Genomic DNA, 23,258 nt, shown 5'->3' with positions numbered 1-23,258 from the left:
AGGCGATGGTGCGAGTTTCCAGGCCGTCCCCGGACATCGGGGGGCGCAGCACCCCCACGTCGAGGCTGCCGTCGGTGAGCCCGTGGACCTGGGCCGGGGTCAGCAGGTCGGCATGGATCTCCAGCGCCATTCCCGGCAGCTCACGCTTGACGACGCGCGCCATCCGCGGGAGCTGGGTGTGCGCCGCGCTGCCGGTGAAGGCCATGCGGACCAGCCCCTGTCGGCCGTCCGCGATGCGCCGTACGCCGCGGACGCTGGCCTCGACGGCCTCGAGGATGCGGGCGACCTCGACCTGCAGGAACTCGCCGGCCGGCGTGAGCCGCACCTGACGGGTCGTGCGGACGAACAGCGGGGTGCCGAGCTCGGCCTCGAGCTGGCGGATCGACTGCGAGAGGGCCGGCTGGGCCATGTGCAGCCGCTCGGCGGCGCGGCCGAAGTGGCGGGTGTCCGCCACCGCGGCGAAGTAGCGCAGGTGCCGCAGCTCCATGGGTGCCTCCTCCTGCTCGACTGGTCGTGACGCCGCTCACGTGCGGCGATTGGTTCACGGTAGGTCTCAATATTGGGCCAGCACAAGGACGCATTTCGGCTCTATTGATAGGTCACGCCGATCAATAGGTACCTAGGTCAGACCTAGGGCTTCGGCTCGTGTGACGCCCGCCACGCCGTGCGACGGTCATTCGAACGACCGCAGGACACCCGCACGATCGCTGGAGGAACCCATGACCGAGACGCTCTCCCACGTGGAATCGGTGCTCGCCGACGCCGTGGTCGACGACCGCCACAGCGGCGTCTATCGCGCCAACCGCCGGATCTTCACCGACGAGGAGATCTTCGAGTTCGAGATGAAGAACATCTTCGAGGGCAACTGGATCTACCTCGCCCACGAGAGCCAGGTCCCCAACCCCGGCGACTACTTCACCACCTACATGGGCCGGCAGCCGGTGGTGATCACCCGCAGCCAGGACGGCGAGCTCAACCTGCTGATCAACGCCTGCGCCCACCGCGGCGCGATGATCTGTCGCAAGAAGACCGACAACCGGACGACGCTCACCTGCCCGTTCCACGGCTGGACGTTCCGCAACGACGGCACGCTGCTCAAGGTCAAGGACCCCGAGGGAGCCGGCTATCCGGCGACGTTCGACGTCAACGGCTCGCACAACATGACCAAGGTGCCCCGTTTCGAGAACTACCGGGGCTTCCTCTTCGGCAGCATCAACGACGACGTCTCCTCGCTGGCCGAGCACCTCGGCGACAGCACCAAGGTCATCGACATGTTGGTCGACCAGTCACCCGACGGGCTCGAGGTGCTGCGCGGCTCCTCGACGTACACCTATGACGGCAACTGGAAGGTGCAGGCCGAGAACGGCGCCGACGGCTACCACGTCACCGCCACGCACTGGAACTACGCCGCCACGACATCACGACGCGACACGGGCGACTCGGCCAACACCACCAAGACCCTCGATGCCGGCAGCTGGGGCAAGTCCGGGGGCGGCTACTGGTCCTACCCCAACGGGCACCTGTGCCTGTGGACGTGGGCCGGCAACCCCGAGGACCGACCGCTCTGGGACCAGATGGAGACGCTCAAGGAGAAGTTCGGTGACGCCAAGGGCGAGTTCATGGTCAAGGGCAGCCGCAACTTGTGCGTCTACCCGAACGTGTACCTGATGGACCAGTTCTCGACGCAGATCAGGCACTTCCGCCCGATCTCGCCGGACCAGACCGAGGTCACCATCTATTGCATCGCCCCCAAGGGCGAGAGCGCCGAGTCGCGTTCGTGGCGGATCCGGCAGTACGAGGACTTCTTCAACGCCTCCGGCATGGCCACCCCCGACGACCTGGAGGAGTTCCGCTCCTGCCAGCTCACCTTCCAGGCCACCAAGGCGCCCTGGAACGACATGAGCCGCGGTGCCGAGCATTGGCTGACCGGTCCCGACGAGGTCGCCCTCGCCCTGGACATGCCGGGCGTCATCTCCGCCGGCCTCAAGAACGAGGACGAGGGGCTCTACCCGGTCCAGCACGGCTACTGGCTCGACACGATGCGCGCCGCGGTGGCTCGCGAGAACGGAACGGAGGCCACGGCATGAGCACCACGACCGACGCCCCGGCCGGCAACCGGCTGATCACGCAGAACGACATCGAGCAGTTCCTCTACCGCGAGGCCCGCTTCCTCGACGACCGCGAGTTCGAGACGTGGCTCGAGTGCTACGCCGACGACTGCGAGTACTGGATGCCTGCGTGGGGTGACGACGACGAGCTCGTCGAGGACCCGCAGACCGACATCTCGCTCATCTACTACCCGAACAAGGGTGGCCTCGAGGACCGCGTCTTCCGCATCCGCACCGAGCGCTCGAGCGCCACCTCGATGCCGGAGCCGCGGACCAGCCACAACATCAGCAACGTCGAGGTGATCGAGCGCCGAGGTGACCTCGTGGACGTGCGCTTCAACTGGCACACCATGTACTTCCGCTACAAGACGATCGACCCGTACTACGGGACGTCCTTCTACACGATCGACTTCTCCGGCGAGAGCCCGCTGATCCGGCGCAAGACCGTGGTGCTGAAGAACGACTACATCCACCACGTCGTCGACGTCTATCACTTCTGAGGTCCGTGATGACTACCCACCAGGTCGCCCTCGCCTTCGAGGACGGAGTCACCCGCTTCATCACCTGTGCGGAGGACCAGACGGTCGCGGACGCTTCGTACCGCGCTCGCATCAACATCCCGCTCGACTGCCGTGACGGCGCCTGCGGCACCTGCAAGGCGCAGTGTGAGTCGGGCGACTACGACGGCGGCGCCTACATCGAGGACGCCTTGACCGCCGACGAGGCAGCAGCCGGCCTCGTGCTGCCGTGCAGCATGAAGCCGCGCTCCGACCTGGTCCTCCAGATCGCCAGCACGTCCGAGGTGGCCAAGACCCGCGCAGCGACGTACACCGCGACCATCACCGGGCTCGAACGGCTGTCGCCCTCGACCATGTCGGTCACGGTGGAGATCCCTGAGCGCGACCGGCTCGCCTTCCTGCCGGGGCAGTACGTCAACATCGAGGTGCCGGGGACCGGCGAGAGCCGCTCCTACTCCTTCAGCACGGGTCCGGACGACAAGTCCCTCGGCTTCCTCGTGAAGCTCACCCCGGGCGGCGTGATGTCGACCTGGCTCTCCGGGCAGGCGGCCATCGGTGACGAGGTCACCTTCACCGGTCCCAACGGCAGCTTCTTCCTGCGCGAGTCGACCCGGCCGCTGCTGCTGCTCGCGGGCGGCACCGGCCTGGCCCCGATCTTGGCGATCCTGCGCAAGATGCGCGACTGCGGCAGCACCCGCCCCGCGCACCTCGTCTACGGCGTGGGCACCGACGACGACCTCGTCGAGCTCGAGCAGCTGGCGGAGCTCACCGACGCCCTTCCGGGCTTCACGTGGGACCACTGCGTCTCCGACCCGGCGACCACCGCGGCCAACCAGGGCTACGTCACGAGCCTCATCCGCCCCGAGCACCTGCATGGCGGCGACGTCGCGGTCTACCTCTGTGGCCCGCCGCCGATGGTCGAGTCGGTCCGCCAGCACTTCGCCGACGAGGGTGTCGTGCCCACCGGGTTCTACTACGAGAAGTTCGCGCTGTCCGGGACCGCACCGATCACGCCCGCCGCTCCCACGGGCGGTGACCCTGCAACCGTCGAGGTCGCGGAAGAGGTTGCCGAGGCACCGCCCGCGCCGACGAGCGGTGGCTCAGCAACCGTTCCAGCCGTGGAGACGGTTGCTGACGCACCGCCCGCGCCGGTCGCCGGAGCCGGCGCCCGCACGGTCACGGGGCAGACGGTCTTCGCGGCCCGCGAGGTGGCGCCGCTGCGCGGTGGTACGCCGCTGGACCCCGTGGCCACCGCCGGCGCCGCCCGCACGGTGGCCGGCCGGTCCGTCTTCCCGTCGCGAGGAGAGGGTGCGGGCGCCGGGTCGCCTGCGCCGTACGCCGAGGGCGACCTGATCCCGGCAGCAGCTGCCCGTTCCGTCGCCGGCCAGGAGACCTTCGCCGCCCGCACGCTGGAGCCGCTGGTCGAGCACGCAGTCACTGCCAGCGTCGAGCCCTCGTCCGACGGCTACGAGATCGGGGAGGAGCACCCGTCCCTGCACGCCTCGGACGCGATCTTCGAGGCGCGGATGGCGCTCGAGCTCGGCGCGCTGGACCTGGTGCTCGGCCGGATCAGCTCCCAGCAGGTCGCGGGCTACCGCCTGCTCGCCGAGGGTTGTGTGCCGTACGTCGACGGCGACCGCTTCGTCGACGCCGCGGCCTACACCGAGACCAACGCGGCCTTCCACGACTACCTCTTCACCCTGACCCGCAACGAGCACCTGCTCCGCGCCTACCAGGCGCTCGGTGTGAAGGGCCGGATGGAGGACGTGCTGCGCACCGCGACCTGGTGCGATCCCCGGTGCGCGCAGGACCACCTCGACATCGTGGACGCCGTCGAACGCGGCGACCGGGCCGCGGCTCGGGTCCTGGTCACCGAGCACGCCGACAGGTCGAAGACGACGATGCGGCGCGCCATGGACGAGGGTCGCCGCGCCGAGCGGCCGCGCTTCACGACTCCCGGCAGGTTCGCCGGCCAGGTCGTCGTCGTGACCGGTGCCGCCCAGGGCATCGGTGAGGCCGTCGCCCGGCGGATCAGCGACGAGGGCGGCCGTCTGGTGCTGGCCGACCGGTCCGAGATCGTGCACGAGCTGGCGGAACAGCTCGCCGTCACCGGATCCGGGGCCCTCGCGGTGGTCGCCGACCTGGAGGCCTACGACGGTGCGTCGGCGGTGGTCGAGCAGGCCCTGGCCCGCTTCGGCCGGGTCGACGTGCTGGTCAACAACGTCGGCGGCGCGATCAACTTCAAGCCCTTCACCGAGTTCACCGACGTCGAGATCAGTGCCGAGGTCCAGCGCTCGCTGATGACGACGCTGTTCTCCTGCCGTGCCGTGCTCCCCGACATGGTGGCGCGCGGGTCCGGCGTCATCGTCAACGTGTCGTCGGCGGCCACCCGCGGGATCCACCGCATCCCCTACTCGGCAGCGAAGGGCGGGATCAACGCGATCACCGCATCGCTGGCGCTGGAGTATGCCGATGCCGGCATCCGGGTCGTGGCCACCGCGCCCGGCGGGACCGAAGCACCCCCGCGTCGCGTCTCACGGGGCACGCCGGTGCCGCAGGACGAGCAGCAGCGCGCGTGGTTCCAGGCCCACATCGACCAGACGCTCGCGCACTCCCCGATGCGTCGCTACGGCTCGCTCGACGAGCAGGCCGCCGCGATCACCTTCCTCGCCAGCGAGGAAGCCTCCTACATCACCGGCACCGTCCTCCCGGTCGCCGGCGGTGACCCGGGCTGACCCACGCCCGCGCACCACCCCAACCCCCGCACCACCACACCCACCCTTGGGAGAAACCGTCATGCCCTCAACTCCGCACGATCTCGAGAAGCGACGTCGCCGCAGCCTCGGCTGGGTCGTCTTCCTGTCCGCGGCCGCCCTGGTCTTCGACGGCTACGACCTCGTCGTCTACGGCACGGTGGTCCCCGTCCTGCTGTCCGACCCCGACCAGCTGGGTGCCCTCACGCCGGCGCAGGCCGGCAGGCTCGGCAGCTATGCCCTCGTCGGTGTGCTGGTGGGGGCCCTGGTCGCCGGCGCCGTCGGTGACCGGATCGGTCGGCGCAAGGTGATGCTGGTGAACCTCGCGTGGTTCTCGATCGGGATGGCCATCACCGCCACCACCCACTCCGTGGCCACCTTCGGTCTGTTTCGGTTCCTCACCGGCATCGGCGTCGGGGCCCTCGTCGCGACCGTCGGCGCCATGGTCGCCGAGTTCGCCCCGGCCGGCCAGCGCAACCGCTACAACGCCATCGTCTACAGCGGCGTGCCCGCCGGCGGTGTGCTGGCCGCGCTGACGGCGATCACCTTCGGCGACACCCTGGGGTGGCGTGGCCTGTTCTGGGTGGGCGCCCTGCCGATCGTCCTGCTCCTGCCGCTGGCGCTCCGCTTCCTCCCCGAGTCGCCCAAGTGGCTGGTGGCGCGCGGCCGCTTCGCCGAGGCCGAGGCAGTCTCCGCCCGCACCGGCATCCCCGTCCCCGCCGCGGAGCCCGTCGTCGAGGACAAGGTCGGCTTCCCGGCCCTCGTCAGCCGCCGCTATGCCTTCCCGACGGCCCTGCTCGGTCTCATGAGCTTCGCCGGCCTGCTGCTGACCTACGGCCTCAACACGTGGCTCCCGCAGATCATGGGGGAGCAGGGCTTCGGCAAGAACTCGTCGCTGACCTTCCTGCTCGTCCTCAACCTGGCGGCCATCTTCGGCGGCCTGTTGGCGTCGTACGTCGCGGACCGGGTCGGCGCCAAGCGTGTCGTCGCCTCCACCTTCGTGCTGGCCGCGCTGTCGCTCGCCGTGCTGCCGCTGTCGATGCCGGCAGGCTTCCTCTTCCTGGCGGTGGCCCTGGCCGGTGTCGGCACCATCGGCACCCAGGTGCTGATCTACGGGCTGGTCTCCAACTACTACCCGACCACCGCTCGCGCCGCGGGCGTCGCCTGGTGCGCCGGCTTCGGTCGCCTGGGCGGGATCGTCGGCCCGATCATCGGCGGCGTGCTCGTCGGAGCGGGCGTGGGCGGCTCGACGGCCTTCCAGCTCTTCGCCGGCATCTCGCTCCTCGGTGCCCTGGTGACCCTGCTCGTGCCCCGACCGGCCCACGCAAGCTCTCGTGTCGCAGCGCCGTCGACGACGACCGACAGGACTACCGTGGCTGCGTGACCGAGGCCTTCACCGCACCCGTGCTGGTCGCCCGCGACTCCGAGCTCACCGTCCTGCGGCAGCGCCTGCTGCAGGTCGGTGAGCTCGGCCCGGGCCTGGTCGTGGTGAGCGGGCCGAGCGGCATCGGCACCAGTGCCCTCGTGCGCAGGCTGGCCGCCGATCACGTGGCAGCGGGTGGGCAGTGCCGGCAGGCGAGGGCTGTCCCGTGGGAGCAGGACGTCGCGAACGGCGTGCTGGCCCAGCTGCTCGGCGAGCCCGTGGGGGAGACGGACACGCTCGGTGCCGCGTCCGTCGTGGCCGGACTGGCAGGGAGCGAGACCACACTCCTGGTCGTCGACGACGCCTCGTGGAGCGACCCGGAGTCCGTGCAGGCGTTGTCGAGCGCCGTGCGACACCACCCGAGCGCGCGGCTGCTCGTGGTCCTCGCGGTCACCCGGGGCGTACGGCGACGGGCCGACGGGCGCGAGGAGTCGCGCGAGACCACGGCGGTGCTCGATCGGGTGGACGACCGGGTCGACCTGGGCCCCCTGGACGCGGCCGCGGTCCAGTCCCTGGCCGCCGGTCGCGGGACCGCCCTGCACCTGACGCTCGCGGACCGCCTGTGCCGCTTCACCGGTGGCACGCCGGGCGCCGTGCTGGCGCTGCTCTCGGAGCTCCCCGCGGAGTTCTGGAACGACTACGACCCGGTCCTTCCCGCCCCCGAAACGCTGGCGGCGGACGTCGCGGCCACGCTGGGCGCGTTGAGCGACCCGGCACGCCGGCTGACGGAGGCGGTGGCAGTCATCGGCCGCGCCCCGATCGCGCTCGCAGCGTCGCTGACCGGGCTCGTCGACCCGCTTCCGGCGGTGGACGAGATCGTGGGCGCCGGGCTGGTCACGGTCAGCTCCGTGCACGCCGTGACCGTGGTGCAACCCGCCGATCCCATGGTGGCGGCCGCGGTGCTCGGCTCGCTGGGGCGGACCCGGCTGGCCGACCTGCACGGCGCCGCGGCGGAGCTCGTCGACGATCCCGTCGCCAGGCTCTCCCACCTCGTGGCTGCCACGCCGTTGCCCGACGCCCGCCTCGCCGACGAGCTCGAGGCGCTGGCGCGCGAGCGTGCCCGGACCGGTGAGTGGGCGGCCGTCGCGGAGCTGCTCGCGGCCTCGTCGCGGATGACGACCGAGGCCAACCTCCGCGCGGACCGGCTGTCGCGTTCGTTCGACGCGCTCGTCGGATCCGGCGACACGGCCCGTGCCGCGGCCGCCGTGGCCGAGGTGGAGAGCCTGCGCGAGACCCCGCTGCGCAACGCGGCCCTCGGCTACCTCGCCATCGTGCGTGGTCGTCCGGGGGAGGCGGAGAACCGGTTGGAGCGCGCCTGGGACCTTGTCAACGTCGAGCGTGACCCGGGCACCGCCGCCCAGATCTGCCAACGCCGGGTGCTGCACAGCCTGGCCCGCTGCCGCGGAGCGGACCTGGTGCACTGGGCCGACCGGGCGCTCGAGCTCGCTCCGGCGGGCTCGCCCGTCGCTGTGGAGGCCGCCGCTATCCGGGGGCTGGGTGTTGCGGCCACCGGACACGGTCCCGAGGCCCTGGCCGACTACGTCCGGCTCTCGGAGGCGGTCGGGCACGGCGCCCAGGCGCAGCGCGTGGCCATGGGACGGGGCTGGCTGCACCTCGCCCTCGACGAGGTCGACGAAGCGAGGGCTGCCCTGGCCTCGGCGACGTCGACCGACTTCCTCGGCGGCTCGACCCGGATCTCGCTGTGGGCCCACGCCTGGCTGGCGCGCGCCCAGTTCGTCAGCGGCGACTGGGACGACGCCCTGCAGACGGCCGAGCGGGGCAACCTGCTGGCGGAGCGCACCGGCATGCGCCTGGTCCAGCCCCTCATGGCCTGGACCCTCGCCCAGGTCCACGCCCTGCGCGGCGAGTGGGAGCGAGCCGAGCACGCGGTCCGCGCCGCGGACGCAGGGCCGCGCGACTACGAGATCATGCGCGTCGCGTCCGGCCTCGCCCGCGCGAGCGTGGCCGAGGCGCGGGCCGACTACGCCGGCGTGCTGCGTGCGCTCGAGCCCTTGCGCCAGCCGTGGGCCGGGGACGGCATCGACGAGCCCGGGGCGTGGCCCTGGGTCGACGTCTATGCGAACGCCCTCGTGGTGGAGGGCCACCACGAGGAGGCCGACGCCTTCCTGCGACCCCACGAGCAGCTCGCCGCCGAGCGCGGTCACCGCTCGGCCCGGGCCAGGCTCGGCTATGCCCGGGCGCGTCTGCTCGGTGCCACCGGTGACCTGCCTGCCGCGCGCCTCGCCTTCGAGGAGTCCGCGGACCTCCTGGCCGACCTGCCGCTGCGCTACGACCGCGCCCGGGTCCACTTCGCCTGGGGACAGACGCTGCGTCGCGCCGGCAAGCGGCGCGACGCCGACGAGGTCCTGCACGCCGCGCGCGAGCTCTACGACAGCCTCGGTGCGACGACGTACGTCGAACGCTGCGACCGCGAGCTGCGTGCCGGCGGCGTCCATGCGACGCGCCCGGCCCCGGCCGACCGCCGGCCCGAGACGCTGACCCCGCAGGAGGAGCTCGTGACCGAGCTGGTCGCCCGGGGCATGACCAACCGGGCCGTGGCGACCGAGCTCTTCGTCTCCACCAAGACCGTGCAGTACCACCTCACGCGCATCTACTCGAAGCTCGGGATCCGTTCCCGCGGTGAGCTCGCAGCACTGCGGGGGGCGAAGGATCCCGACCCGTCGTGAGCGCGACCGCCGCGGGGCTCAGCGGCGCGAGTCCGTGAGGCCGGTCCGGTAGGTCTCCGGCGCGAAGAACGCCGACACGAACGTGATGCTGGCCAGCACGACGACGTAGATGCCCACCGGCCAGGACGCACCGCCTCCGGCGGCGGCGAGGCTGACCGCGATGAGCGGCGCGAAGCCACCGAAGATGATCGCGGCGAACTCCCGGCTCACGGCCGCACCGCTGTAGCGGCTCGCGGTGCTGAACAGCTCGGAGAGGATCACGCCCTGGACGCCGAACATGATGCCGACACTGCCGCCCTGGGCCAGGGCGAGGGCGAGCATCGCCAGCCCCGGTCGCCCCGTGTCGACGAGGGCGAAGAAGGGGAAGGCGAACGCGGCGGCGTACACGGCACCGACCAGCAGCACCGGGCGGCGACCGAAGCGGTCGGAGGCGATGCCGGCGAGCGGGGCCGTGATCATCACGACCAGGCCGGCGATCAGCAGCCCGGTGGTGCCGGTGACGCGGTCGTAGCCTGCGTCAGCCATGTAGGACAGCGCGAAGACCTGGTAGAGGTGGCTGAACGACAGGGGCGCGGCGACCAGGCCCATGACGAGCAGCATGCTGCGCCACTGCGTGCGGACCAGGGTGAGCAGCGGGGCCTTGGCCGGAGCGGACTCCTCGGCGACGTGCTCGAACGCCGGGGTCTCCTCGAGGCGCAGCCGGATCCACAGGCCCAGGAAGATCAGCAGCAGGCTGGCCAGGAACGGCAGCCGCCAGCCCCACGACGCGAACTGGGCGTCGGTCGTGAGGGAGGTCGTGATGAGCAGGGCACCGGACGAGAGGACCAGGCCGAGGTAGACGCCGGCAGCGGAGAACGAGCCGAACAGGCCGCGCCGTCCGGGCGGGGCGTACTCCACGGCATAGACCGAGGCGCCGCTGTACTCGGCGCCCGAGCCCATGCCCTGGAGCAGGCGCAGCACGACGAGCAGGATCGGGGCCGCCATGCCGATGCTGGCGTGGGACGGGATGAGGGCCATCGCGGTGGTGGACAGCCCCATCAGCATCAGCGTGGCGATGAGGGCGGGCCGGCGGCCGTGCTTGTCGCCGATGTGCCCGAAGACCATCGCGCCGATCGGGCGGGCCACGAAGCCGACGCCGAACGTCGCCAGCGAGAGCAGCAGGGAGGTCGACTCGTCGGCACTCGGGAAGAAGACCTGGCCGAAGACGAGTGCCGCCGCGGCGCCGTACAGGAAGTAGTCGTACCACTCCAGGGCCGAGCCGAGCAGGACCGCGGTGCAGACGCGGGTGAGGGTTCCGCGGTCGGCCACCTCCTGGCCGGGCGGGGACGGCGGGTTCGGGGTCAGGGTCTCGTGCGACATGGGTGTTCCTCCGGGGGTACGGCGATGGGCAGGGGTCAGCACGGCGGCACGCACGCGTGGCGCCGGGGTGGAGCGGGCGGGGTCAGCCGCGCGGGGCGGCGGATCGTTCGAGGGTGCGGGGGTCGGCGGCAGCACGCGCGGGAGCCCAGCCGAAGCGACCCGGGGCCCAGTCCTCGTCACCGGCCACCCAGTAGAAGAACGTCACGCGGCGCTCCTCGAAGCGCCACCGACCGTCGTCGCAGCGGGCCATCCGGTCGGTGTAGCGGCCGGCGGCGACGTGGGCGCGACCGTCGACGACGCAGGGCTGGTCGAGCCACGTCTGTCCGGTCGCGGCGTGGGCGGGTTCGCCCACGAGGTCGATCGTCTCGTTCGCCGAGAAGTGCCACCACGCGGAGAGCGGGCCCTCCTGGAGCTCGGCGAAGAACGTGCGCAGCTCGTCGTGGCCGCGTGCGGTCGACAGACCGACGAACGCCCCGTCAGGGGTGAAGAGCTCGACGAGGTCGTCCCACCGGCCGTCGTCGAGGGCCTGGCAGTAGTGCGCGCGCAGCTGCCCGATCTCGTGCAGGTCCTCGAGCCGGCGGACGCGGGCGGCGAGGTCCAGGTCGTCGGTCACGTCAGACCCCGACGGGCACACGGACCGGGGCGCCGGTCTTCTCGGAGATCTCCTCGACGGTCACGCCCGGTGCGAGCTCGACGAGGTCGAAGCCGTCGCCGGCGACGTCGAGGACGCCGAGGTCGGTGATGACGCGCGAGACGACGCCTCGTCCGGTCAGTGGCAGGTCGCACGCCTCGAGCAGCTTGGGTGCCCCGGTCTTGGTGGTGTGCTCCATCAGCACGATCACGCGCCGCGCGCCGCTGACCAGGTCCATGGCGCCGCCCATGCCCTTGACCATCGAGCCGGGCACCATCCAGTTCGCCAGGTCGCCGTTGGCGGCGACCTGCATGCCGCCGAGGACGGCGGTGTCGATGTGGCCGCCGCGGATCATCGCGAAGCTGAGCGAGGAGTCGAAGAAGGAGGCGCTGGGCAGCACCGTGACGGTCTGCTTGCCGGCGTTGATCAGGTCGGGGTCGACCTCGTCGTCGTAGGGGAACGGCCCGACGCCGAGGATGCCGTTCTCGGCGTGCAGGGTGACCGTCGAGTCCGCGGGCAGGTGTCCCGGGATCATCGTCGGCAGGCCGATGCCGAGGTTGACGTACTCCCCGTCGTGCAGCTCGAGCGCCGCGCGGGCGGCCATCTCGTCGCGTGTCCAGCTCATGCTGAGATCTCCTCACGGGGGCGGGTGGTGCGCTTCTCGATGTCCTTGGCGTGGGCCTGCTCGGGGGTCAGCTCGACCACGCGCTGCACGAACACACCGGGCAGGTGGACCTCGTCCGGGCCGATCTCACCGATCTCGACGACCTGCTCGGCCTCGACGACGGTGAGGCGCCCGGCCATGGCGGCGGGCAGGTTGAAGTTGCGTGCCGAGGCGTGGAAGACGCAGTTGCCGGCGCGGTCGACCTTCGCGGCTCGCACCAGCGCGACGTCGGTGACGATCGACTCCTCGAGCACCATCTCGGTGCCACCGAAGGTGCGCACCTCCTTGGGCTCCGAGGCCAGCGCCACCGTGCCGTCGGGGTGGTAGCGCCAGGGCAGGCCACCTTCGGCGACCATCGTGCCGACGCCGGTCGGCGTGAAGAACGCGCCGATCCCGGCTCCGCCGGCGCGCATCCGCTCGGCGAGCGTGCCCTGCGGCGTGAGCTCGACGGTCAGCTCGCCGGCGAGGTACTGCCGGGCGAACTCCTTGTTCTCCCCGACGTAGGACGCGACCACGCGGGTGATCCGCCCCTGCTCGAGGAGCAGGCCCAGTCCGGCGCCATCGACGCCGCAGTTGTTGGACACGACGGTGAGGTCGTCGGCCCCCTGCTCCAGCAGGGCCGAGATCAGTGACCACGGGATGCCGACGAGGCCGAAGCCGCCGACGGCCAGGCTGGATCCGGGGCGGATGTCGGCGACCGCGTCCGCGGCGGACGGGACGACCTTGTCGAGGCTCATGGGGTTGCTCCGGTCAGGTGGGCGATGATCGCGGGGGTGACGGTCGCCGGTTGCTCGGCGTTGGCGAGGTGCGCTGCGTGGGGTACGACGAGGAGCTGGCCGTCCTGCACACCGTCGGCGATGGCAGCGAGCAACGGCGGCGGGGTGGCCGGGTCGTCGGCGCCCGCGATCGCGAGCGTCGGAGCGGAGATGGTCGGCAGGTCGGCGCGCAGGTCCATCGTGGCGATGACCTCGCAGCAGGAGGCATAGCCCTCGGCCGGGGTGGCCGCAACGGTCGCCTCGTAGGCCGCCTTGGTGTCGGCGTCAGCCTCCAGGAACGCGGGCGTGAACCAGCGGGCAACCACGGCCTCTGCGACGGACCCGGACCCGTGGGTGCGGACGGTGGCGGCGCGGTCGTGCCAGGCGCTGGACGGGGTCAGGTGTGCTCCCGTGCAGAGCACGACCAGCCGGTCCACTCGCTCGGGGTTGCGCGCGGCCAGGCGCATGCCGGTCATCCCGCCGAGCGAGAGCCCGACGAAGTGCGCCCGCTCGACGCCCAAGGTGTCGAGCAGGGCCACGACGTCGTCGGCGAGGTCGTCGATGTCGTAGGGGCCGGCCGGGACCGGCGAGCCGCCGTGACCGCGCGTGTCGTAGCGGACCACGCGGAAGTGCTCGGCGAGGGCGTCGGCCTGGGCGTCCCACATGCTCATGGTCGAGCCGAGGGAGTTGGACAGGACCACGACCGGTGCGCCCTCGGGGCCGGTGACGACGTGGTGGAGGGCGACGGCAGTCATGAGGCGACCCGCTCGAAGATCGCGGCGAGGCCCTGGCCGCCGCCGATGCACATCGTCTCGAGGCCGTAGCGCGACTCGCGACGCTGCATCTCGTGGGCGAGGGTGGCCAGGATGCGGCCGCCGGTGGCGCCGACGGGGTGGCCGAGCGAGATCCCGGAGCCGTTGGGGTTGAGGCGGTCGTCGGTCGCGTCGACCTTCCACTCGCGCAGGCAGGCGAGCACCTGGGCGGCGAAGGCCTCGTTGAGCTCGATCACGTCGATCTCGTCGAGCGTCAGGCCCGCGCGCTCCAGGGCCGCGGCGGTCGCGGGGACCGGACCGATGCCCATCACCTCGGGGCCGACACCGGCGACTGCCCAGGACCTCAGGGCGAGCAGGGGCCGCAGTCCGCGCCGCTCGGCCTCCTCGCGGGTGGTGACCACGCACATGGCGGCACCGTCGTTCTGGCCGCTCGCGTTGCCGGCCGTCACGGTCGACTCGGCGTCGACCTTCTGGCGGACGGGTCGCAGGGCGGCCAGCTGCTCGAGCGTGGTGTCCGGGCGCGGGTGCTCGTCGCGGTCGACCACGACGTCGGGCTTGCCGCGGCTTCCCGGCACGGTGACCGAGACCAGCTCGTCGGCGAACTTGCCAGCGTCGTGCGCGGCGCCGGCGCGCTGCTGGGAGCGCACGGAGAACTCGTCCTGCTCCTCGCGGGAGATGGCGTAGTCCCGGCGCAGGTTCTCGGCCGTCTCGAGCATCCCGCCGGGGACGGGGTGGTCCTTGCCGCCGGCCGTCTCGCGAGCGCGGACGAGGCGGTCCATCAGCTCGACGCCGCCACTGCGGACGCCCGTGCGGAGGCCGAGGGCGTAGTGCTCGACGTTGGACATCGACTCGACGCCGCCGGCCACGATGACGCTGCCGGTGCAGCTGGCGATCTGCGAGGCGGCGTACAGGACGGCCTGCAGGCCGGAGCCGCAGCGGCGGTCGAGCTGGAGGCCGGGGACGCCGGTGCCGAGGCCGGCGTCGAGGGCGGCGATCCGGCCGATGGCCGGGTTCTCGCCGCTGGGGTAGCAGTTCCCGAGGATCACGTCGTCGACGTCGCCCTCCGTCAGCCCGGTGCGTCGGACCAGCTCGGCCAGGGTGGTCGAGGCGAGGTCGACGGCACTGAGCGAGGAGAGCGCTCCGCCGTACCGACCGACGGGGGTGCGGATGGGTTCGCAGATCACGATGTCGGGCATGGATCGACCGTAGACACTGTGACCAATATTGAGAAGTATCCATTTCGCTTCGATCAAGACTGTGGGAGTCTGGATCGATGGAGCTCCGTCACCTGCGCTACTTCCAGGCCGTCGCCGAGGAGAAGCACTTCGGCCGCGCCGCGGCCAAGCTGCACATGGCGCAGCCCCCGCTGTCCCAGCAGATCAGGCAGCTCGAGGACGAGCTCGGCGTGACGCTGCTGAGCCGCACCACCCGCCGCGTCGACCTGACGCCGGCGGGGGAGGCCTACCTGGTCCGGGTGAGGGCGATCCTGCAGTCCGTCGATGCGGCCGGCGACGAGGCGGTACGGATCGGCAGCGGGTTGGAAGGACGCCTGGTGATCGGCTGCGTGGGGTCGGCGACCTACTCCCTGCTGCCCGCGCTCGCCCGCGCGCTGCGCGAGCGGATGCCCGGAGTCGACTTCGCGTTCCGCGGCGAGATGCTCAGCCCCGACCAGCTCGACGCCCTGCGCGACGGGTCCATCGACCTGGCGTTGCTGCGTCCCTTCCAGGAGCTGTCCGAGGACACCCGCGTGACGGTGAGTCCGCTGAGGGAGGAGAGGTACGTCGTCGCGCTGCCTGAGGGACACCGGCTGGCCGGCCGCAGCAAGGTGCGCGTGGCGGACCTTCGCGACGAGGACCTGATCGTCCACTCCGGGCACGGGCGCTCCGCGATGTACGACGCCGTGTCGACGCTGTGCCGCGACGCGGGGTTCGAGCCGGCGATCCGCCACGAGGTCGCCGAGACCTCGACCCTGGTCACCTTCGTGGCGGCCGCGCTCGGGGTGGCGATCGTGCCCGAACCCGTGTCCGAGCTCGTCGTGGCCGGCGCGGTCTACCGGCCGCTCGTCAGCCGCGCGCGCATGGAGCTGGTGGCTGCCACCCGGGCGGATGACGAGTCGGCGCTGCTGGCGCGGACGCTGCGTGTGCTGCGCCGTCAGGTCGCGGCCGAGCCCGCCTAGGAGAAGCTGGTGCGGGCGCTGAGGCGCACCCGGCGTGCGTGGTCGGGGAGCTCGGCCAGGTCGCGACCGATGTCGTCCGCGACCTCCTGGAGCACGGGCACCACGTCCCTCGCGATGTCGCCGAGGGTGTGCAGCCCGCGGGCGGTCGAATAGGCGAGTGCTGCGACCACCGCGCCGGTGGCATCACGGACCGGGACCGCGGCGGACAGGAAGCCGACCTCGAGCTCGCTGTCCACGATCGCGTAGCCGTCACGGCGCACGTCGTGCAGGCGGTCCCGGAACTCGATCGGGTCGGTGATGGTCCGATCGGTCAGCCGGGGCAGCCCGTCCTCGATGATGCGGTCCACGACTGACGCGTCGGCGTGAGCCGCCAGCACCCGGCCCATCGAGGTGGCATGCGCCGGGAGCCTGGTGCCGACGTCGACGTTGAGGCTGAGGACGCGACGGAGGTGGACGCGGGCGACGTAGACGACGTCGATGCCGTCGAGCTGGGCCAGTGAGGCGGACTCGCCGGTGCGCTCGGCGACCCGCATCAGGTGCGGCTGCGCCACCTCCACGATGCCGTGGGTGGCGGCGTAGTGCTGCCCGATGGTGAGCACGCGCGGCGTCAGTGTCCAGCGGGGTCCCACCGGTGCGACGTAGCCGAGCTTCTGCAGCGTCAGCAGGATGCGCCGGATCGCCGGACGGGAGAGCCCGGTCGCCGCGGCCAGCTCCGCGGCCGTCGGCTCGGGCAGGTCGGCGTCGAAGGCGAGGAGCACGGAGAAACCGCGCTCGATGCTCGTGATGATGTCCCGCTCAGAACCTTCGCCCATGTCGGCCCCCGAATCAGTCGATACCAGACGCGTACGAATCCGGGCCACGCCACCCGTTGACTTCCGATGTGACGGCAACCACAGTCTTCAGTACGCACCGCGTACAAGTTGTACGCAGAACGTACCAGAGGAGGTGGACCGGATGGACCCGAGAGAACTGCGCAATGCGTTCGGCCAGTTCGCCACGGGAGTGACCGTGGTGACCTGCGCCAACGAGGAGGACGAGCCGCACGGCGCGACCGTCAACGCGTTCACGGCCGTCTCGTTGGACCCGCCACTGGCCCAGGTGACCCTGGCTCGCAACGCGAAGGCGTGCGAGTACCTGAAGGGAAAGTCGTTCGCCATCAACGTCCTGGCAGCCGACCAGCTCGACGTCGCCTGGCACTTCGCCGGGCGGCCAGCCGACCGGACGCCCGGGTGGATCGAGGGTCCGACCGCCCCCTTGCTCGAAGGCGCCGCCACGACGATCTCGTGCCGGCCCTGGCGGACCTACGACGGCGGCGACCACCTCATCGTCATCGGTGAGGTCCAGGTCGTCGAGATCACGAACCGCGACCCGTTGTTGTTCCACGGCGGCCAGTTCCGCTACCTCAGCCCGAGGCACGACCAGGCGCCCGGCCTCCACTGGGGTGGGTCGCTCGACTGCCCGACCAGCGGCTGGTTCGACGCCGAGAGCTTCCGCCCGCTGCCCGAGGCCGCCCACCGCTGAGTGGCCCACCCGCACACCCGTTTCCCACCCACCAAGGAGTAGAACGCCATGACCCAGATCGAGGACCGCGCCGAGGACGAGCTGCAGGCTCCCGAGGCGACCAGCATCATCCCCACCACGGCGCCGATGACCGGTGACGAGTACATCGACAGTCTGAAGGACGACCGCGAGATCTGGATCTACGGCGAGCGGGTCAAGGACGTCACCGAGCACCCGGCCTTCCGCAACCCGATCCGGATGACCGCCCGGCTCTACAACTCGCTCCACGACGAGCAGCTGAAGAAGGACCTGTGGGTGCCGACCGACACCGGCAGCGGCGGCTGGACGCACCCGTTCTTCAAGACCCCGAAGACCACCGAGGACCTGCAGGCCGACCGCAAGGCGATCGAGCACTGGTCGCGCCAGACCTGGGGTTGGATGGGTCGTTCCCCCGACTACAAGGGCAGCTTCCTCGGCACGCTCGGCGGCTACCCGGAGTTCTATGCGCCGTACGAGGAGAACGCCAAGCGCTGGTACAAGGAGAGCCAGGAGAAGGTCCTCTACTGGAACCACGCGATCATCAACCCGCCGGTCGACCGCAACCTGCCGCCGGACGAGGTGGGCGACGTCTTCATGAAGGTCGAGAAGGAGACCGATGCCGGGGTGATCGTCTCCGGCGCCAAGGTCGTCGCCACCGGTTCGGCGATCACCAACTACAACTTCATCGCGCACTACGGGCTCCCGATCAAGAAGAAGGAGTACGCCCTGGTGTGCACGGTCCCGATGGACGCTCCCGGCGTGAAGCTGATCTGTCGCCCGTCCTACGGCATGCAGGCCGACACCATCGGCAGCCCGTTCGACTACCCGCTCTCGAGCCGGATGGACGAGAACGACACCATCTTCGTCTTCGACAAGGTGCTCGTGCCCTGGGAGAACATCTTCGTCTACGGCGACACCGAGAAGATCAACGGCTTCGCCATGCAGACCGGCTTCTTCCACCGCTTCACGTTCCACGGCTGCATCCGGCTGGCCACCAAGCTGGAGTTCATCGCCGGCCTGCTGCTCAAGGCGCTCGAGGCGACCGGCACCAAGGACTTCCGCGGAGTGCAGACCCGCGTCGGTGAGGTCATCGGCTACCGCAACACCTTCCGCGCCCTGGCCGACGCGATGGCAGCCAACCCTGACCAGGGACCCGGCGGCATGGCGCTGCCCAAGCTCGACTACGGCATGGTCTACCGCCAGCTGATGATCGAGATGTACCCCCGGGTCAAGGAGATCATCATGCAGGACGTGGCGTCCGGGCTGATCTACCTCAACTCCAACGCCGTGGACTTCAAGACCCCGGAGATCCGCCCCTACCTCGACAAGTACGTCCGCGGCTCCAACGGCATCGACGCCGTCGACCGGGTCAAGCTGATGAAGGCGCTGTGGGACGCCGTCGGCACCGAGTTCGGTGGCCGTCACGAGCTCTACGAGCGCAACTACTCGGGCAACCACGAGAACGTGAAGGCCGAGATCCTCTTCGCCTCCGAGGCGCAGGGCGAGGTCGAGAAGATGACCGGCTTCGCCGACTCCTTCCTCGGTGAGTACGACCTCGACGGCTGGACCGTCCCCGACCTGGTCAACCCGACCGACGTCAGCGTCATCCTCAACCGGAAGTGATGGAGTCACCGATGACCGCCACCCAGCAATCACCGACAGCCGCCGGCTCGGGCGCCAACGCCAGCGAGAGCTTCAAGGCCTCGGCCGCGAGCCTCGACATCGCCGACACCCCGCCGGAGCGCGTGGCCGCGATCGTGACCGCCGTCCTCCAGGGAGTCCACGGTGCCATCAAGGACCACGACGTCTCCTACCCCGAGTTCCAGGCCGCCAAGGCGTGGCTGATGAGGGTCGGCGACGGCGGAGAGTGGCCGCTGTTCATGGACGTGTTCGTCGAGCACGCCGTGGAGGAGCAGGTCGCGCAGTCCCAGCAGGGCACCAAGGGCTCGATCCTCGGCCCCTACTACCTGCCCGGCCAGGCCAGGCTCTCCTCGAGCTGCCGGCTCCCGCGCCGCGACGACGAGCAGGGCACCCCGCTCGTGCTGGCCGGGCAGGTGCGCGACGTCGCCGGCACCCCGCTGGCCGGGGCCGAGGTCGACCTATGGCAGGCCGACGCCGACGGCTACTACTCGGGCTTCGCCCCGCACGTGCCCGACGGCAACCTGCGCGGCGTCGTCGTGACCAACGCGGAGGGCCGGTTCGAGATCGACACGATCCAGCCGGCGCCGTACCAGATCCCGCACGACGGTCCCACCGGTCAGCTGATCGAGGCGGCCGGCTGGCACCCGTGGCGCCCGGCGCACCTGCACATCCAGGTGCGTGCCGACGGGCATCGGCCGATCACGACCCAGCTCTACTTCGCCGGTGGCGAGTGGCTCGACTCCGACGTCGCCGAGGCGGTCAAGCCCGAGCTGGTCATCGACCCGCAGGACGACGGCACGGGCACCCGCCGCAGCACCTACGACTTCGAGCTGGAGCCCCAGCCCGAGGCCTGACCCAACGTCCCGGTGGCCGGTGATCTCCTCATCGCGCCGGCCACCGGGTCTCCACCGTCCGGAGTCCCTCATGTCCCTCCCCGCCTTCCTCGGCTGGCCCCCTGCCGGCACCTTCACCACTGGCTCGGCCGTCACCGTCGGCGTCTTCGACGGCTTCCACCGCGGTCACGAGGCGCTCGTACGCCGCACCGTCGGGCACGCCCGCCGGCTGGGTGTCCCAGCGGTGCTGGTCACCTTCAGCCCGCACCCGTTGAACGTCCTCGCACCCGGTGCGGCTCCCCGTCAGCTGATGTCCGTCGACGACCGGGTGGCCCACGCGCTGTCGCTCGGGATCGACACGGTCGTCGTCCTGCCCTTCACGATCGAGCTGTCCGTCCAGCCCGCGGCGGACTTCGTGGCCGACGGGCTCGTGGCGGCGCTGGAGGTCCGGCAGCTCGTCGTGGGCGACAACTTCCGGTGCGGTCGGGGAGGAGAGGGCGACGTGGCTCGGCTCACCGAGCTCGGGCGCAGCCACGGCTTCGGCGTCGAGGCGGTGGACCTGGTCGAGGCCGCCGGTCAGCGCTGCTCCTCCACGGAGGTCCGACGCCGGCTGGCCTGCGGCGACGTCGCGGGTGCCCGCGAGCTGCTCGGTCGTGACGACCGACGCGTGCTGGCGCGGACCTGAGGATGCCTACGGTGGCCCCATGACCCACGACCGCACAGTCTTCGCCGCCGACGATCCCGACGTCCGGATCTATCCGCTGCTCACGGCCACCGTCGTGCCGCGGCCGATCGCCTGGATCTCCAGCCGCTCGGCCACCGGGGTCGGCAACCTCGCGCCGCACTCCTTCTTCACGGTCGCCGCCGCGGACCCGCCGATCGTGCAGTTCACCTCGGTGGGCGACAAGGACACGCTGCGCAACGTGCGTGAGACCGGGGAGTTCGTCGTCAACCTCGCCTCAGCGCCGATGGTCGACTCGATCAACGCGTCCAGTGCCCGCTTCGACCCCCTGGTGGACGAGGCGGAGGCACTCGGCGTCCGGCTCGAACCCAGCGTGCGGGTGTCGGTGCCGCGCGTCGCCGACGCCCCCGCGTCCATCGAGTGCCGGCTCCACTCCATGATCGAGCTCGGCGACTCGACGGTCGTGCTCGGCGCCGTGCTCGCGGTCACCGTCCTGGACACCGCTCTCGCCGCCGACGGGCTCCCGGACATCGCCGAACTGCGGCCGGTGTCGCGTCTCGGTCGCAACGAGTGGGGCCACCCGCCCGAGGTGTTCAAGCTCGACCGCCCCGCCGGGCCGGCAGGGTCCGTAACGTAGGGAGCATGTCCAACCGTCTCGCCGTCGCCACATCGCCGTACCTGCTCCAACATGCCGACAACCCGGTCGACTGGTGGGAGTGGAGCCCGGAGGCGTTCGAGGAGGCGCGTCGCCGCAACGTGCCGATCCTGCTGAGCGTCGGGTACGCCGCCTGCCATGCCACGTCAAGAACGGTGCGCTCCGGATTTGGTCTGAAATCATAAAACCGCAGGTCAGGCGCCCTATTTCGGTTCGCGTTGGTTCGCCGCGGATCGCCGTTTGACACCGATTTCGGGGCTTCGTGCATCACTTGGCCCCCATCACTGGTCACCCAGTGGCACGGCGAAACCCCGGCGATGTGGCCCGTGGCCAGTGATCGTTTCGGGGTCTTCGCCCATGATTCTAGGACCTGTCTTCGATGACGTCACGGTCCGAGACAGCCGATCGGTATGACATGGACGCCGTCCTCCCGGAGGCCACCCGCTCCGGTGCTGGTGATGACGCCAAGACAGGCGGGCTCGCCATGCCGCGACGTATCCACCTTAGCCTTGAACCGAAGTAGGGCTGCCGCCGCATCGTCGACGGCATCCGGACTGAGTTTGACCTCGAAGGCTCCCCACTTGTTGGGTCCGACGCTGACGATCGCGTCGACCTCGTGGCCATCGGCGTCTCGCCAGGATTCGACGCGCGCGTCGAGAGGCTGGGCATAGATCCGAAGGTCACGGATGACAAGGGCTTCGTAGTGGAGTCCCAGTCCGTTGAAGTCATGCCTGAGGTCACTGGTGCCGAGTCCGAGGGCGGCGGGCCCGAGCGACGGGTCGATGAAGTAGCGGACTGGCGCGGTGCGCAGTCGGGCACGGGAGCGCATGTGGGGCAGCCAGGCGGGGGAGTTGTCGAGAAGGTGGAGTCGCTCCAGGGCCGTGAGATAGGCGGTCAGAGTTTCCTTGGCGATGGGCCCGTCTTCGCCGCCGACGTCTTTCGCGAGCTCGACGGCCTTCGTGGCCTGTGCGACGGATCGCCCGAGTGACTCCAGGAGCCGACGGAGGTTGGAGGGGTCACGACGGGAGCCGAGCTTCTGGATGTCGACCTCGACGATGTTGGTGAGGTAGTCGCGCAGCCAGCGTCGGGCACCGGTTTCGTCGGCGTCGATGAGTTCTGGCCAACCGCCGATCACGATGCGCTTGAGGAGTTCGTCGAACGTGAGGTGGGTGCCGAGGCCTGTCTGCCGATCGCCCGCGATGAGCTTGGCCAGCGACATCTCGCCGTTCGAGTGCCCGGATTCGAAGAGGCTCATGGGGCGCATCTTCATCACTGAGAAGCGCCCGGCTCCGGAGTGCCGCGAGGCATCGTCGGTCGGGGTCGCCGATCCGGTGAGGATGAAGAGGCCCTTGCCTTCGCGGTCGTCCACCTGCCGGCGGACCTTGTTCCAGATCGCCGGCTCGACCTGCCACTCGTCGAACAGGATCGGCGTCGGGTTGTCGAAGAGGCGTTCCGGCGCAAGCGTCATCAAGCGACGTGCTGCCTGGTCCTCATCGAGGCGGATAACAGTTTCGGCGTGCTGGGTCGCCGTCGCGGTCTTACCGCAGGCCTTTGGGCCTTCGATCAGGACCGCTCCGATGTAGCCGAGTCGTTCGACGAGCTCGCGGTCAGCAATGCGCTGGAGATAACCTGCCATGCAGGTAGTCTACCGTTTGCGGAAGATGGAGTCGACTGTTTGCGGATTGCTCGATCGACCTTTTGCGGAGATCGAATCTGAACTTCTGCGGAGTCTGGCACACCGCCTCTGGCGGGAGAAGGTGTCGCGTTGCGAGCTAAACACATCGAACACGACAACTTCGTGACAGCGCGAGATCTGACGCCGACGAGGAAGATCGGGCGGGCTGCGCGGTAGAGAGGGTGCAGTCACGCGGAGCGCGCCAGCGCGGGCGACCTGTCCAGCGGGCTGTTGGACGAATGCCGTGGATCAGCCAGCGCGCCGTCGTCGCTTGGCCTGGGGGAGCAGGTCGGCAACGGTCCCCTCCTTCGGCCCTCCTCAACCTCCGGGCGGCGGGCCTGTGCGGCCGTTGAGGAGGGTCAAGTCCCAGGTAGTGGTGTAGCGCT

Annotated in this window: 21 protein-coding genes and 1 pseudogene; 12 read left to right on the top strand and 10 right to left on the bottom strand. The window is 70.6% G+C overall.

The features are described from left to right. On the bottom strand, positions 1-487 hold a 487-nt coding region (locus CF8_RS22890; RefSeq protein WP_036490035.1), incomplete at its 3' end, for a LysR family transcriptional regulator. A gap of 232 nt (positions 488-719) precedes the next feature. Between CF8_RS22890 and benA the strand changes: the two genes are divergently transcribed. From benA to CF8_RS02690, 5 genes are all read left to right on the top strand, one after another. Further along, positions 720-2,087 (top strand): benzoate 1,2-dioxygenase large subunit, encoded by a 1,368-nt coding sequence (gene benA, locus CF8_RS02710; RefSeq protein WP_010831605.1) that lies wholly within the window; start codon positions 720-722, stop codon positions 2,085-2,087. Beyond that, positions 2,084-2,608 (top strand): benzoate 1,2-dioxygenase small subunit, encoded by a 525-nt coding sequence (gene benB, locus CF8_RS02705; protein ID WP_010831604.1) that lies wholly within the window; start codon positions 2,084-2,086, stop codon positions 2,606-2,608. Before benA ends, benB begins: the two co-directional genes overlap by 4 nt. Before the next feature lie 8 nt (positions 2,609-2,616). Further along, positions 2,617-5,361, top strand: a complete 2,745-nt coding sequence (gene benC, locus CF8_RS02700; RefSeq protein WP_036490034.1) for a benzoate 1,2-dioxygenase electron transfer component BenC — start codon at positions 2,617-2,619, stop codon at positions 5,359-5,361. 61 nt (positions 5,362-5,422) lie between these two features. Then, positions 5,423-6,763: an MFS transporter gene (locus CF8_RS02695; protein WP_010831602.1), complete on the top strand. Its 1,341-nt coding sequence runs from the start codon at positions 5,423-5,425 to the stop codon at positions 6,761-6,763. Then, positions 6,760-9,489 (top strand): helix-turn-helix transcriptional regulator, encoded by a 2,730-nt coding sequence (locus CF8_RS02690; protein ID WP_010831601.1) that lies wholly within the window; start codon positions 6,760-6,762, stop codon positions 9,487-9,489. Before CF8_RS02695 ends, CF8_RS02690 begins: the two co-directional genes overlap by 4 nt. Positions 9,490-9,507: 18 nt before the next feature. Here CF8_RS02690 and CF8_RS02685 read toward each other — a convergent pair whose 3' ends face one another. From CF8_RS02685 to CF8_RS02660, 6 genes are all read right to left on the bottom strand, one after another. After that, positions 9,508-10,848, bottom strand: coding sequence for an MFS transporter (locus CF8_RS02685; protein WP_010831600.1), 1,341 nt, complete (start codon positions 10,846-10,848; stop codon positions 9,508-9,510). 82 nt (positions 10,849-10,930) lie between these two features. Beyond that, on the bottom strand, positions 10,931-11,461 hold the full coding sequence (locus CF8_RS02680; protein ID WP_010831599.1) for a nuclear transport factor 2 family protein: 531 nt from the start codon (positions 11,459-11,461) through the stop codon (positions 10,931-10,933). Position 11,462: 1 nt separating this feature from the next. After that, entirely contained in the window at positions 11,463-12,104 is a 642-nt protein-coding gene (locus CF8_RS02675; protein ID WP_010831598.1) for a CoA transferase subunit B, read from the bottom strand. Further along, positions 12,101-12,880, bottom strand: a complete 780-nt coding sequence (locus tag CF8_RS02670; protein WP_010831597.1) for a CoA transferase subunit A — start codon at positions 12,878-12,880, stop codon at positions 12,101-12,103. Before CF8_RS02670 ends, CF8_RS02675 begins: the two co-directional genes overlap by 4 nt. Then, a complete protein-coding gene (gene pcaD / locus CF8_RS02665) occupies positions 12,877-13,653 on the bottom strand; it encodes a 3-oxoadipate enol-lactonase (protein ID WP_010831596.1) in 777 nt (258 codons plus the stop codon). Before pcaD ends, CF8_RS02670 begins: the two co-directional genes overlap by 4 nt. Continuing rightward, a complete protein-coding gene (locus CF8_RS02660; RefSeq protein ID WP_010831595.1) occupies positions 13,650-14,867 on the bottom strand; it encodes an acetyl-CoA C-acetyltransferase in 1,218 nt (405 codons plus the stop codon). Before CF8_RS02660 ends, pcaD begins: the two co-directional genes overlap by 4 nt. A gap of 77 nt (positions 14,868-14,944) precedes the next feature. Here CF8_RS02660 and CF8_RS02655 point away from each other — a divergent pair, with 77 nt between their 5' ends. Further along, entirely contained in the window at positions 14,945-15,847 is a 903-nt protein-coding gene (locus tag CF8_RS02655) for a LysR substrate-binding domain-containing protein (RefSeq protein ID WP_010831594.1), read from the top strand. Here CF8_RS02655 and CF8_RS02650 read toward each other — a convergent pair. Beyond that, positions 15,844-16,659 (bottom strand): IclR family transcriptional regulator domain-containing protein, encoded by an 816-nt coding sequence (locus CF8_RS02650; protein WP_010831593.1) that lies wholly within the window; start codon positions 16,657-16,659, stop codon positions 15,844-15,846. The genes CF8_RS02655 and CF8_RS02650 overlap by 4 nt on opposite strands. A gap of 142 nt (positions 16,660-16,801) precedes the next feature. Here CF8_RS02650 and CF8_RS02645 point away from each other — a divergent pair, with 142 nt between their 5' ends. From CF8_RS02645 to CF8_RS21330, 6 genes are all read left to right on the top strand, one after another. Further along, positions 16,802-17,368 (top strand): flavin reductase family protein, encoded by a 567-nt coding sequence (locus CF8_RS02645; RefSeq protein ID WP_036490033.1) that lies wholly within the window; start codon positions 16,802-16,804, stop codon positions 17,366-17,368. Positions 17,369-17,416: 48 nt separating this feature from the next. Continuing rightward, positions 17,417-19,009: a 4-hydroxyphenylacetate 3-hydroxylase family protein gene (locus CF8_RS02640; protein ID WP_010831591.1), complete on the top strand. Its 1,593-nt coding sequence runs from the start codon at positions 17,417-17,419 to the stop codon at positions 19,007-19,009. Between the two features lie 11 nt (positions 19,010-19,020). Further along, entirely contained in the window at positions 19,021-19,881 is an 861-nt protein-coding gene (locus CF8_RS02635; RefSeq protein ID WP_036490032.1) for a dioxygenase family protein, read from the top strand. Between the two features lie 70 nt (positions 19,882-19,951). Continuing rightward, positions 19,952-20,545 (top strand): FAD synthetase family protein, encoded by a 594-nt coding sequence (locus CF8_RS02630; protein WP_010831589.1) that lies wholly within the window; start codon positions 19,952-19,954, stop codon positions 20,543-20,545. A gap of 19 nt (positions 20,546-20,564) precedes the next feature. Continuing rightward, positions 20,565-21,179: a flavin reductase family protein gene (locus CF8_RS02625; RefSeq protein ID WP_010831588.1), complete on the top strand. Its 615-nt coding sequence runs from the start codon at positions 20,565-20,567 to the stop codon at positions 21,177-21,179. 5 nt (positions 21,180-21,184) lie between these two features. Beyond that, a complete protein-coding gene (locus CF8_RS21330) occupies positions 21,185-21,382 on the top strand; it encodes a DUF255 domain-containing protein (RefSeq protein ID WP_084622766.1) in 198 nt (65 codons plus the stop codon). Between the two features lie 200 nt (positions 21,383-21,582). Here CF8_RS21330 and CF8_RS02620 read toward each other — a convergent pair whose 3' ends face one another. After that, entirely contained in the window at positions 21,583-22,467 is an 885-nt protein-coding gene (locus tag CF8_RS02620) for an ATP-binding protein (protein WP_232211614.1), read from the bottom strand. 30 nt (positions 22,468-22,497) lie between these two features. Continuing rightward, positions 22,498-22,833, bottom strand: a pseudogene (locus CF8_RS22880) (AAA family ATPase); the annotation flags it as partial. Between the last annotated feature and the right edge of the window lie 425 nt (positions 22,834-23,258).

Source organism: Nocardioides sp. CF8, from assembly GCF_000389985.1.
Lineage (GTDB): Bacteria > Actinomycetota > Actinomycetes > Propionibacteriales > Nocardioidaceae > Nocardioides > Nocardioides allogilvus.
This window is presented reverse-complemented; position numbering and strand designations above follow the sequence as displayed.